The sequence below is a fragment of the Microbacterium aquilitoris genome (genome assembly GCF_031932285.1).
Lineage (GTDB): Bacteria > Actinomycetota > Actinomycetes > Actinomycetales > Microbacteriaceae > Microbacterium > Microbacterium aquilitoris.
On record NZ_JAUZVT010000002.1, the window covers coordinates 1,111,188 to 1,122,942 of the forward strand.

Here is an 11,755-nt window from a genome sequence, read left to right on the forward strand (position 1 = left end):
GTTAGGCTTCTGACGTGGCCGTACTTCCGATTCGCATCATGGGCGATCCCGTCCTTCACTCCGTCGCCGCTCCCGTCGCCGAGGTGACGGATGAGATCCGCACCCTCGTCGCGGACATGTTCGAGACGATGGACACCGCTCCCGGTGTGGGACTCGCAGCCCCCCAGGTGGGCGTCGGCCTGCGCATCTACACCTACTCCTATCAGGATGACGACGGCGCCCCGTGGCGCGGCGTGATCATCAACCCCGAACTCTGGATGTCGCCGCCGGAGCCGGGCTCCCCCGACCCCGATGACGAGTCGGAGGGATGCCTGTCGTTCCCCGGTGAGCGCTTCCCGCTCCGCCGCGGCGACGAGGTGCTCGTCACCGGCACCGACCTCGACGGCGGCCACGTCCGCATCCGTGTCGACGGCTGGCGCGCCCGCATCATGCAGCACGAGTTCGACCACCTCAACGGCATCCTCTACATCGACCGGCTGTCCGATTCCGATTGGAAGACGACGCAGAAGATCGCGCGCAAGCGCGGCTGGGGAAAGCCGGGCCAGAGCTGGATGCCGGGCGTCGACGACCTCGACGCCTGAGGCACTTCGCGTGGAACCGTGGGAGCTGCACGGGTGGTTCGAGGAGTATCTCGACGCGTGCAACCGACATGATCTGACGGAGGTCCGCGGGTTCCTCGACCCCGCGGTCCGCCGCGCACACCTGCCGGCAGGAGCAGACGCCTGGATCGACGATCTCGCCGACCTGTTCCACGGCTTCCCGGACTGGCGCTGGAAGACGATCCAACTCGTCGCCGAGGACGACCGCATCGCTGCTCACCTCCGCGGCAGCGGGACGCATACCGGACCGTGGCGCGGCATCCCTGCCACCCGTCGCCACGTCAACGCGGCGGAGTTCCGGTTCCTCCGGCTCGACAAAGGCCGGATCGTCGCCTCGAGCGGCTCCGACGACACGGACGTGGAGGCTCAGCTCACCGCGTGAGCGTCAGCGCCCTGCCGGGTCCATGGCGTCGGTCGCGCGGGTGAGGATCACGATGGCAAGCGGAACGGCGGCAATGGAGAGGAGCTCCCCCAACAGCGACGTGGACATCACGGCAGGGTAGTCCGCGAGGGTCTCGGCGTTCCACGACAGCCTGCCGGAGAGTGACACGAACGCCGTCGAAGCGATCCAGAGGCCCCACCAGGTGCCCAGGATCGCTCGAGTCAGGCTCGCACGCGAAGCCACCACGAGGTCCTTCACGTTCTGGAACGGGAACCACCACGCGATCACGGGGATGAGCCAGGACACGACGTGCCACACCGGTGTGCGACGAGTGGCGGTCGGGGTGATCGCGCGGACGCGCACCGCGGCGCGGTACTGCCAGACGACCCAGCAGATTCCCGTCGCCAGCATCAGCCCCGCCGACGCCAAGGAGATCGGCGCGGACAGCGTGTCGTAGAGCTCCAGGTCCGACAGCGGCGCGGCTCCTCGGGTGAAGCCGTCGACGGCGACGAGTCCCCAGGCCTCGACGAGGACGGTGAGGAACGAGACGACCGCCCCGACGATGAGGAGGATGCGGGTGGCTCCGGCGATGCCGCGGAGAGGGCGGATGACCGGCGGTGCGGACACCGGGTAGCCGGCCGGTTGCCCCGGGGCGGCCCCCCCGGGCGCCGGCCACGCCGCAACAGCCGGCGGCGGCGCCGTCCACTCCGTGCCGTCCCAGTAGCGCAGCTCGTTGCCCGCATGCGGCGCCGGGTACCATCCGGCAGGCGCGCTCGTACGATCCGTCATCGTGATCCCCCCACGTGTTCTGAAATCCGCTCTGCACACTATCGGGTCCGCGCTCGTGCCGTGCGTCCGAGCACCCCCGATGCTCACCGAGGCGGCGTGGCAGCCGATCCTTCGTCGCGAGCCTGGCGGCGGTAGCGCGCCTCGCGCGCCGCGACGTGGATGCCGAGGCCCGAAACTCCGAGCGCGAGGGCGAGTGCGAGCCCGAAGAAGGCGACGTCGTTGCCCGCGCCGTACTGGACCGCCGCCCAGAACAGCAGGACGACCGCGGCGAAGCCGACCAGCGCTCCCACACGCTCACCCCAGGTCCAGGCCGACCAGCCTGCGTTCCCCGTGTCCATGCGATCAGCATGGGGCCGCGAGGGCGCCGCGGCAAGAGAAATCCGTTGCTCGCAAAGTTCGGGAATGACGAAACCCCCGGGTATCCGGGGGTTTCGGTCAGAGTGGCTCCCCGGCTTGGACTCGAACCAAGAACCTATCGGTTAACAGCCGATTGCTCTGCCAATTGAGCTACCGAGGATCAGTCACCCGGAACCGGGCAACCACACAATCGTAGCAAAGCCCGAGGGGTGTTCGTGACATCAGCCGCCGATGCGTGTCGCCTCGTCGGGGGTCCACAGCACGTCGTCGAGGTGCCGGCCGACACCGACCGGGTGACCTGCTCGCAGGACGAGCACCTGCGCTGCGAGGTCGGTCACGAGCTCGCGCTCGTTGGTGACCACGAGCAGCGCCATGCCGTCCTCGATCCTGCGTAGGAGTGCGTCGCGCACCGCGGGACGGACATCCACGTCGAGGTTGGCATAGGGCTCGTCGGCGATGAGGACCTGCGGATCGAGGACGAGGCTCCGCGCGATCGCCACCCGCTGACGCATACCCGAGCTGAGCTCGTACGGGTACTTCTCCGATGCGCCGATGGGCAGCTGCAACTCGTCCAGCAGCGCGGCGACGCGGAGCGCGAGCGCGCGCTCGTTGACCTTCCGATCGCGCCCCGTGATCGGCTCGGCGACGATCTCGGAGATGGTGAGGCGGGAGGGAAGCGACGCGTTGACGCCCTGCACGAGATGGCCGGTGCGGTACCCGCGGATGCGGCGGGCACGACCCCGCGCACGCAGCGAGATCCCGGCGACCTCGCCGGTGCCCCCCACGATGCGCAGATCGCGCTGATCGGCCCCCGCCAGGCAGGACGCCAGACTCGACTTCCCGGAGCCCGTCGCTCCCATGACAGCGAGGGTCTCACCTGGCATCAACCGGATCGACACGCCGTCGACGACGCGTGTGTCGGCTGACGCGCGAGCGATCGACAGGTCCGAACAGAAGATCGCGGCATCCGGATCGTTCACTCGAGGCATGCGATCCATCCTCACCTCTCCGAGCCGGGGATGCCAGTCGTCGAGGTCGATGCGCTGATCATCGGCGCCGATCAGATCGAGTCGGCCAGGGTCCGTCGTCGCTGATCGAGGTCCCGCAGCGCGACGCGGACCGCGCGACCTTCCTCGGACTCGGCCGACACCCGCTGAACCGCCCCGAGGAGTTCGGCCTTCTCGCGATCCATCGCGCGCAGCCGCAACCGCTGGCACATGGCTCGTGCGGACGCCTTCGCCTCGATCTCCGTGAGCGCGGGAAACGACGACGTCAGGAGCTCAGCAGCGAGCCCGCGGTACGGCTCCCGTGTCGCGTCGACCGCCGCCGTCGACCAGCCGACGCGCGACCGATCCGGCTGAGCGGTGACCGCCTGGCGCACCGCTTCGAGAGCGGGGTGCTCCATCGGGATCTGAAGCGCGGCATCCACCTCGGCGGCATCCAGGACGTGCCCGTACTGCAGCACCCCCATGAGCGCGTCTCGCTCGAGAGTCACGCTCGCGGTCCGCGGCAACGTCGCCATCGTCACCCGCACCGGCGCGGAACCCTCCTCCGGTGACTGGGCAGCCGCTGGGCCGCGCTCGCGCGGTGCGTGATTGCCCCGCGCGGCCCGCTCGACCGCCGGCGTCACCTCGCCCAGATCCATCCCCAGCTTGCGGGCGAGGACCCGGGTGTACCCCGGCCTCAGCGACGAGTCGCGGATCTCGGCAACGATCGGTGCCGCCGCACGCAGAGCACCCACACGACCCTCGACACTCCGCAGGTCGAAGCCCGCCAACTTCTGATCGATGACGAATTCGAACATGGGGGCCTTGGCGTCCATGAGCGCACGCACGGCGCCATCGCCGCGATTCAGCCGCAGGTCGCAGGGATCGAGACCATCGGGCGCGACGGCCACGTACGTCTGGGCGGAGAACCTCTTCTCATCGGCGAACGCGCGCAGGGCGGCCTTCTGACCTGCCGCATCGGGGTCGAAGGTGAAGATCACCTCGCCCGCCGCGCTGTCGTCGCCCATCACGCGACGGAGGACGGTGATGTGGTCGGATCCGAACGCCGTTCCGCAGGTGGCGATCGCGGTCGTGATGCCAGCGAGATGGCATGCCATGACGTCCGTGTATCCCTCGACGACGACGACGCGGTGAGACCGCGACACGTCCTTCTTCGCGAGATCGAGGCCGTACAGGACCTGCGCCTTCTTGTAGATCGGCGTCTCGGGGGTGTTCAGGTACTTCGGTCCCTGGTCGTCGTCGTAGAGCTTGCGCGCGCCGAAGCCGATCGTCTGGCCGGTGAGGTCACGGATGGGCCAGACCACGCGTCCGCGGAAGCGGTCGTAGACACCGCGCTGCCCCTGCGAGACGAGGCCCGCCGTGGCGAGCTCTTCATCCGTGAACCCCTGTGCGCGCAGTGCGTCGCGCATGTTGTTCCAGCCCTTCGGCGCGTACCCGACCCCGAAGTGCGCCGCAGCACCGGCGTCGAAGCCGCGCTCGCCGAGGAATCGACGCCCGGCATCCGCTTCGGCCGTCGCCAACTGTCCACGGAAGTACTCCGCGGCGGCGGTGTTCGCTTGGTAGAGCCGCGTGCGACCGCTCGTCTCGGGGGCGGCGCCGCCGTCCTCGTAGTGCAGCTGGTAGCCGATCCGCCCCGCGAGGCGTTCGACCGCCTCGGTGAACGACAGGTGGTCCATCGCCCGCAGGAACGAGTACACATCGCCCGACTCGCCGCATCCGAAGCAGTGGTAGTACCCCGCCTGCGGACGGACGTTGAAGCTCGGGCTCCGCTCGTCGTGGAACGGACAGAGCCCCTTCATCGACCCGACGCCGGCGGACTTCAGGGCGACCCGCTCGCCGACGATGTCGACGATGTTGGTGCGGGCCTTCACCTCGTCGACGTCGGCTTGACGGATGCGGGCCATCAGAGACCCTCGATCGGTTCGGGGAGCGCGAAGCCGGGGTTCGCGACCGCCCGCGATCCCGCCGGCCACAGTCCGAGTTCCCGGAGGTCGACGGGCCCCACGAGGGCGGAATGCCATTCGATCGCGAAGCGGTCCGTCAAGGTCGCGACCTGGTCGACCACGACGCGCTTGCGCTCGGCATCCGTCTGCGCTGCGGCGAAATCGACCGCGTGCACGCGATCGAGGTGCTCGGGGCGCTCGAGTAGCGCCGACGCGAGCCGCTTCAGCACGCGACGCTGCTCCTTGTAGAGACCCTTCCGGCCGTCGATCGACACGACGAAGGCGCCGATCGTCCCCTTGAGGACCGCCATCTCGGCCTCGATGACGCGCGGCACGATCATGCGTCCCCGGTATCGCGTCAACGCCGGGGTGTCGTAGTGCTCGCGCGTCGCCGCGGTCGCCGCGCGCGCGAAGCGTCCGATGAAGTCCGACGTCAGGTTCTTCAGCCGCGCCACCGAGGCGCGCGTCCCGTCGAACTCCGTCATCCACTCGGGCAGCCGCACCAGCCGGTACATCGCGTCCGCCAGCTCGTCCCGGCTGAAGCCGAGGCCCACCCACGATTGGATCGCCGTGAGGAGCGATTCGCGCTCGCGACTGTCCGCGAGGCGCCGGGGGTCGAGGTAACCGTTGAGCACCGCGTCCTCGAAATCGTGGACCGAGTAGGCGATGTCGTCGGAGAGGTCCATGACCTCGGCCTCGATGCACCGCACCCGGCCGGGCGCACCCTGCCGCATCCAGTGGAAGATCGCCTCGTCCTCGGCGTACACGCCGAACTTCTGCCGCCCACCCGGGTCGGGGATCGCGTGATCCGCCGTCCACGGGTATTTGCACGTCGCGTCGAGGCTCGCCCGGGTCAGGTTGAGCCCGAAGCTCTCACCGTCGTCGTCGACGACCTTCGGCTCGAGCCGGGCGAGGATGCGCAGCGACTGCGCGTTGCCCTCGAAACCGCCGATGTCCTCGGCCCACTCGTTGAGCGCACGCTCGCCGTTGTGCCCGAAGGGCGGATGCCCGAGGTCGTGGCTCAAGCAGGCCGTGTCGACCACGTCGGGCGAGAGCTCGAGCGCGATCGCGAGCTCTCGACCGACCTGCGCCACCTCCAGGGAGTGCGTCAGCCTGTTGCGGGCGAAGTCGTCGGGACTCGCGGGGCTCAGCACCTGGGTCTTGGCTGCCAGGCGACGGAACCCCGCGGAGTGCAGCACCCGCGCCCGGTCGCGCGCGAACCCGTCGCGGAGGGAACGGTGCTTCTCGGGATGGAACCGCTCGGCGTCGTGGTCGTCGTAGCCCGTGGGACGTCCGGCGGCGATGCCCACGCTCGCGCCGGTCACCGCCTCAGCCGCCACTGGTGTCGAGCTCCGCATCGGCGAGGGCGGTGGATGCCGCGTGGCCGATCTCGCGCGAGTCCAGCCAGCCGTCGGGCAGAGCGGGCCGCTTGGGCGTTCCCGCACGCCCGCGCTGCCCCTCGGCGGCCGCGCCGGGGTACGGCGCCTCGAGGTCGAGGGTCGCGAGCAGTTCGTCGATCTCCTCGAGGCTCGAGACCGTCGCGAGCTTGGCGCGGAGGTCACCGCCCACCGGGTACCCCTTGAAGTACCAGGCGACGTGCTTGCGGATGTCGCGGCAGCCGCGGTCCTCGCTCTCGAAGAACTCCACCAGGAGTTCCGCGTGGCGTCGGAACGCGGCCGCGACGAACCCGAGGGTCGCGTCGACCGGATCGGCGGCGTGGCCGGTGCCGAGTTCGCGGGCCAGGTCACCGAAGAGCCAGGGGCGGCCGAGGCATCCACGTCCGACGACGACGCCGTCGCAGCCGGTCTCGGCCATCATGCGGCGGGCGTCCTCCGCCGACCAGATGTCGCCGTTCCCGAGGACGGGGACACTCGTCACCGTCTCCTTCAGCTTCGTGATCGCGGACCAGTCGGCGTGCCCCGAGTAGAACTCGGACGCCGTCCGTGCGTGCAACGCGACGGCGGCGACACCGGCGCCCTCGGCGATCCGGCCGGCCTCGAGGTAGGTGAGGTGGTCGGAGTCGATGCCCTTGCGCATCTTCACCGTCAGCGGGACCGAACCCGCGGCCTTGGCGGCGCGCTCGACGATCTCGCGGAACAGCTCCGTCTTCCAGGGCAGGGCCGCGCCCCCGCCCTTGCGGGTGACCTTCGGGACCGGGCACCCGAAGTTCAGGTCGACGTGATCGGCGTGATCCTCTTCGACGATGATCCGGACGGCCGCTTCGACGGTGGCCGGGTCGACGCCGTAGAGCTGAATCGACCGCGGGGTCTCGGACTCGTGGTGGCGGATCAGGCGCATGGTCGTGGCGTTCCGCTCGACGAGCGCGCGAGTGGTGATCATCTCGCTCACGTAGAGGCCGGCACCGTACTCGCGGCACAGACGTCGGAAGGCGGTGTTGGTGATGCCCGCCATGGGCGCCAGCACGACGGGCGCGTCGAGGGTGATGGGCCCGATGCGCAGTGGCGCGGGCGGAGCGAGGGTCGTGGACATATCCTTCACATTCTCCCAGACGGCGAGCGCATCGGGCATCTGCGCGAGTCCTATCGTGGAGACATGACCGAAACCTCCTCGCTGCGAGAGATCCCGTTCACCACCGCAGACGGGAAGGAGGCGACACTCGGCGACTTCGGCGACAAGGCGTTCCTCATCGTGAACGTCGCATCCAAGTGCGGACTGGCTCCCCAGTACGAGCAGCTCGAGGAGCTGCAGAAGCAGTACGGCGACCAGGGCCTGCAGGTCATCGGCTTCCCCTGCAACCAGTTCATGGGCCAGGAGCCCGGGTCGATGGACGAGATCCTCGACTACTGCGCCGTCAACTGGGGCATCACGTTCCCCATCATGGACAAGGTGCGCGTCAACGGATCGCACGCCGCCCCGCTCTACAAGGCGCTGAAGAAGTCCCCGAACGCCGAGCGCGCCAAGGGACCAGTCATGTGGAACTTCGAGAAGTTCCTCGTGACACGCGACGGTGAGCTGCACCGCTTCCGCCCGCAGACCAAGCCCAACGAGCCCGAGGTGATCTCGGCGATCGAGAAGGCCCTCGCCTGAGACCTCGCACGAACCATGAAGGCCGCAGCCCCGATCCGGGGTGCGGCCTTCATCGTGGGAGAAGAGCTCAGCTCGCGGCAGGCTCCTCGGCGCGCTCGGCCCACACCTGGCGGGCGATCTGTGCGAACGCTGCGGCGGGCTGGGCGCCGCTCACGCCGTACTTGCCGTCGATGACGAAGAACGGAACGCCCTGGATGCCGTAGGCCTGGGCCTGAGCCTGGTCGGCGCGCACCGCCTCGAGATACCGCCCCGACTCCAGCGCGTCGCGCGTCTGGTCGGTGTCGAGGCCCACGTCACCGGCGAGCGCGACGAGGTCGTCGATGTTGCCGACGTGACGGCCCTCGGTGAAGTAGGCCGACATGAGACGCTCGGTCGCCTCCTTCTGGAGGCCCTGCTCCTTCGCGAAGTGCAGCAGCTCGTGGGCCTTCACGGTGTTGGTGTGCTTGAGGATGTCGAACCGATAGCCGAGTCCGGCGTCGGCGGCGACACCGGTCACGCGGTCGAGCATCTGCTGCACCTGATCGGCCGGCATCCCCTTGTACTCCGAGAGGAAGTCGATCTCGGTTCCGTCGAAATCGACGGGGGTGTCCGGGGACAGCTCGTACGAGTGGAAGGTCACCTCTACGCGGGGGGCGTCGGCGTCCGTCGCCGTCTCCGCCAGCCCGGTCTCGAGGTTCCGCTTACCGATGTAGCACCACGGGCAGGCGATATCGCTCCACACGTCGATCCTGATGGGTTCCGTCACATCCCGTGCAACGCCACCTGGCCCTCGCGGTATTCCCTCCGCCGCTCCTAGGCTGGCGGGATGCTGTCGGCCGACACCCCGCTCCCGTTCCGCCCGCAGCGCGTCGTGATCGCCGGCACCACCGGCGTCGGGAAGTCGACTCTGGCACGGCAGCTGGCCGAGCTGTGGGGCCTCGAGTACACCGAGCTGGACTCGCTCTTCCACGGACCGAGGTGGACGACGCGACCCGAGTTCCTGAGTGACGTCCGCCGCGTCGCCGACGGCGATCGCTGGGTGTCCGAATGGAACTACTTCGGTTCCGGCGGCGGCCAGATCCTCGGTGAGCGCGCCGACCTCGCCGTATGGCTCGACCTGCCGCGTCGGGTCGCCCGCACGCGGCTGCTCCGCCGCACCCTGCGCCGCCGCATCCGTCGCGAGCGACTCTGGAACGGCAACGTCGAGCCGCCGCTGTGGACGGTCTTCCGCGACCCCGGTCACATCCTCCGGTGGGAGATGCGCACCCACCGCACATGGCAGACGCGGATGCCGGTGGTCGCCGCCGAGTACGACCTGCCCGTCGTGCGTCTCACGCACCCCCGCGACGTGGATCGTTGGCTCGCGGGGCCCGCTGCCGACGTCCGCTGAGCGTCAGGACGCGGTCGGCGCGTCCTTCGCCCCGCCGAACCGGCGGTCGCGGGAGAGATACAGCTCGATCGCTCCCCACAGGTCCGTGCGGGAGAAATCCGGCCACAGCGTGTCGAGGAACACCATCTCGGCGTAGGCCGCCTCCCACAGCAGGAAGTTCGAGGTCCGCTGCTCCCCACTGGAGCGTACGAACAGGTCGACGTCAGGCATGTCGGGGACGTACAGGTGCCGGCGGAGCGTCTTCTCGGTGATCGCCGACGGCTTTAGCTTCCCCCGGGCGATCTCCTCCCCCATGGCGCGCATCGCATCGACGATCTCGTGACGTCCGCCGTAGTTCACGCACATCGTGAGGGTCAGTCCCGTGTTGCCGGACGTGAGCTGTTCGGCGTACTGGAGCTCCTTGATGACCGACCCCCACAGCCGGGGCTTTCGGCCCGCCCAGCGGATGCGGACGTTCCACTCGTTGAGCTGGTCGCGACGACGGTGCAGCACATCGCGGTTGTACCCCATGAGGAAGCGCACCTCCTCGGGTGAGCGCGCCCAGTTCTCGGTCGAGAAGGCGTACACACTCAGGTGCTTCACCCCGGCCTGGACCGCACCGGCCACGACGTCGAGGAGGACCTCCTCCCCCGCGCGGTGCCCCTCGATCCGCGTGAGACCGCGGCGGTTGGCCCAGCGGCCGTTGCCGTCCATGACGATCGCGACGTGAGCCGGGACCGAGCCCTTCGGGAACTCCGGCGGGTACACGCCGGTCCAGTCGAGCGGGCGGTAGGGCACCGCGTCGCGATGCGTGTACGGCTTGGGACTCACCGAGGCGCCTCCAGGTGGGACAGGGAACGGATGCCTCGTTCAGTGTGCCACTGCGCATACGCCGCGATGAGACCGGAGGATGCCGCGGTGGCGCCGCCCGATGCGGCATCCACCACATCCCACTCCCCCGCCAGGAGCGCACGCAGGAGGTCGGAGGTCTCGGCGCTCACCCGAGGCGACCCCGCCGGCGCGCACGCGGAGCAGACGATGCCGCCCAGCTGCGCGACGAACCAGTCGTGCGGTCCGGGCGCACCGCACCGCGCGCATTCCTGCAGCGACGGCGCCCAGCCGGAGAGGGACATGACGCGGAGGAGGTAGGAATCGAGGACCGATCTCGGTGCGTGATCGCCTCGCGCCAGCGCGCGGAGCCCCCCGACGAGGAGCAGGTACTGCTGCGGCGTCGTCTCGGCCTCGTTCAGCCGGTCGGCCGTCTCGGACATCGCCGACGCCGCCGTGTACCGGTCGTAGTCGGTCGCGATGTCGGCGCCGTACGCGCCCAGGGACTCCGCCTGCTGCACGATGTCGAGCGAGCGGCCCTTGTACATCTGGACGTCGGCCACCATGAACGGCTCGAGCCGCGCGCCGAACTTCGACGACGTGCGGCGGACGCCCTTCGCCACCGCGCGGACCTTGCCATGACGACGGCTGAGCATCGTCAGGATGCGGTCGGCCTCACCCAGCTTGTGGGTGCGCAGGATCACGACCTCGTCACGGTAGGTGGGCACCCATCGATTATCCCGTGACCAGGCACAATGAAGGCGTGACCGAGCCGCAGTTCCTCATCCCCCTCTGGGCAGACCTCACCGCCGTCGGCCTCGGCGGCGTGCAGGGAGCCCTGTTCGCCTCGGGGTTCCAGGGGCAGCGTCGTCTCGATCTGCTCGGAGTCGCCATCATCGGCGTCGTCATGGGGCTGGGCGGCGGCATGATCCGCGACCTGCTGCTCAGCACGACACCCGTCGCCCTCCAGAGCGACGGCTACCTGATCACCGTCACCGCGGCGGCGCTGATCGGGATGCTGCTCGCCAACGTGTTCCAGCGCCTCAACGCCGTCATCGTGGGCCTCGACGCCGTCGCGATCGGGATGTTCGGCGCCCTGGGGACGACGAAGGCGCTCGCCCTCGGCCTCCCTCCGATCCCGTCGATCTTCGTGGGCGCCTGTGCCGCCGTCGGCGGAGGACTCCTCCGCGACGTGTTCATGGGACTCCCCGTCGCCATGATGCACGTCGGGTCGCTCTACGCCGTCGCCGCCGCGGTCGGATGCGCCGTCCTCGCCGTCCTCGACACCCTCGGGGTCTCGGCGGTGCCCGCCGCGATCACGTGCATCGCCGTGACCGCCGTCATCCGCGTGCTCGCCGTGGTCTTCGACATCTCGCTGCCCGAGCAACGGGCCCTCTACCGCAGGAAGGTCGCCGTCGAGACCTCGACGATCCCGATCATCAAGCCGTGACCGG

14 protein-coding genes and 1 tRNA gene are annotated in these 11,755 nt (G+C 69.5%); 5 read left to right on the forward strand and 10 right to left on the reverse strand.

The window, feature by feature from the left end:
* Window positions 1-14 precede the first annotated feature (14 nt).
* The gene (gene def / locus Q9S78_RS12265; RefSeq protein ID WP_018186644.1) at window positions 15-581 is read left to right on the forward strand and encodes a peptide deformylase; all 567 of its coding nucleotides are present in this window, start codon (window positions 15-17) and stop codon (window positions 579-581) included.
* A 10-nt stretch (window positions 582-591) separates the two neighbouring features.
* On the forward strand, window positions 592-981 hold the full coding sequence (locus tag Q9S78_RS12270) for an ester cyclase (protein WP_018186643.1): 390 nt from the start codon (window positions 592-594) through the stop codon (window positions 979-981).
* A 3-nt stretch (window positions 982-984) separates the two neighbouring features.
* Here the strand turns inward: Q9S78_RS12270 and Q9S78_RS12275 are convergent, their stop codons facing one another.
* The 7 genes from Q9S78_RS12275 to dusB all read right to left on the reverse strand — a co-directional run bounded on the left by Q9S78_RS12275 (window position 985) and on the right by dusB (window position 7,567).
* On the reverse strand, window positions 985-1,770 hold the full coding sequence (locus Q9S78_RS12275) for a DUF4328 domain-containing protein (protein WP_020097423.1): 786 nt from the start codon (window positions 1,768-1,770) through the stop codon (window positions 985-987).
* Between the two features lie 83 nt (window positions 1,771-1,853).
* Complete coding sequence (locus Q9S78_RS12280; protein WP_020097424.1) at window positions 1,854-2,108, reverse strand: hypothetical protein; 255 nt, start codon at window positions 2,106-2,108, stop codon at window positions 1,854-1,856.
* A 103-nt stretch (window positions 2,109-2,211) separates the two neighbouring features.
* A tRNA-Asn gene (locus tag Q9S78_RS12285) sits at window positions 2,212-2,287 on the reverse strand.
* Window positions 2,288-2,348: 61 nt separating this feature from the next.
* Window positions 2,349-3,116, reverse strand: a complete 768-nt coding sequence (locus Q9S78_RS12290) for an ATP-binding cassette domain-containing protein (protein ID WP_028497404.1) — start codon at window positions 3,114-3,116, stop codon at window positions 2,349-2,351.
* Between the two features lie 71 nt (window positions 3,117-3,187).
* Window positions 3,188-5,038: a DNA primase gene (gene dnaG / locus Q9S78_RS12295; protein ID WP_020097426.1), complete on the reverse strand. Its 1,851-nt coding sequence runs from the start codon at window positions 5,036-5,038 to the stop codon at window positions 3,188-3,190.
* Window positions 5,038-6,435: a deoxyguanosinetriphosphate triphosphohydrolase gene (locus Q9S78_RS12300; protein ID WP_231370896.1), complete on the reverse strand. Its 1,398-nt coding sequence runs from the start codon at window positions 6,433-6,435 to the stop codon at window positions 5,038-5,040. The genes dnaG and Q9S78_RS12300 overlap by 1 nt, the downstream gene beginning before the upstream one ends.
* Window positions 6,407-7,567 (reverse strand): tRNA dihydrouridine synthase DusB, encoded by a 1,161-nt coding sequence (gene dusB, locus Q9S78_RS12305; protein ID WP_026302844.1) that lies wholly within the window; start codon window positions 7,565-7,567, stop codon window positions 6,407-6,409. The genes Q9S78_RS12300 and dusB overlap by 29 nt, the downstream gene beginning before the upstream one ends.
* 63 nt (window positions 7,568-7,630) lie before the next feature.
* Here dusB and Q9S78_RS12310 point away from each other — a divergent pair, with 63 nt between their 5' ends.
* Complete coding sequence (locus Q9S78_RS12310) at window positions 7,631-8,125, forward strand: glutathione peroxidase (RefSeq protein ID WP_018186636.1); 495 nt, start codon at window positions 7,631-7,633, stop codon at window positions 8,123-8,125.
* Between the two features lie 67 nt (window positions 8,126-8,192).
* Here Q9S78_RS12310 and Q9S78_RS12315 read toward each other — a convergent pair whose 3' ends face one another.
* Window positions 8,193-8,870 carry a DsbA family oxidoreductase gene (locus Q9S78_RS12315; protein WP_311870465.1) on the reverse strand — a complete coding sequence of 226 codons (678 nt, stop codon included), beginning with the start codon at window positions 8,868-8,870 and terminating at the stop codon, window positions 8,193-8,195.
* A 60-nt stretch (window positions 8,871-8,930) separates the two neighbouring features.
* Here Q9S78_RS12315 and Q9S78_RS12320 point away from each other — a divergent pair, with 60 nt between their 5' ends.
* A complete protein-coding gene (locus Q9S78_RS12320) occupies window positions 8,931-9,494 on the forward strand; it encodes a P-loop NTPase family protein (RefSeq protein ID WP_116229179.1) in 564 nt (187 codons plus the stop codon).
* A gap of 3 nt (window positions 9,495-9,497) precedes the next feature.
* On the opposite strand, the gene Q9S78_RS12325 is transcribed toward Q9S78_RS12320, so the two are convergent.
* A complete protein-coding gene (locus Q9S78_RS12325) occupies window positions 9,498-10,304 on the reverse strand; it encodes an isoprenyl transferase (RefSeq protein ID WP_018186633.1) in 807 nt (268 codons plus the stop codon).
* The gene (gene recO / locus Q9S78_RS12330) at window positions 10,301-11,029 is read right to left on the reverse strand and encodes a DNA repair protein RecO (RefSeq protein WP_018186632.1); all 729 of its coding nucleotides are present in this window, start codon (window positions 11,027-11,029) and stop codon (window positions 10,301-10,303) included. The genes Q9S78_RS12325 and recO overlap by 4 nt, the downstream gene beginning before the upstream one ends.
* Before the next feature lie 35 nt (window positions 11,030-11,064).
* Here recO and Q9S78_RS12335 point away from each other — a divergent pair, with 35 nt between their 5' ends.
* Window positions 11,065-11,751 (forward strand): trimeric intracellular cation channel family protein, encoded by a 687-nt coding sequence (locus tag Q9S78_RS12335; protein WP_018186631.1) that lies wholly within the window; start codon window positions 11,065-11,067, stop codon window positions 11,749-11,751.
* Window positions 11,752-11,755: the final 4 nt, after the last annotated feature.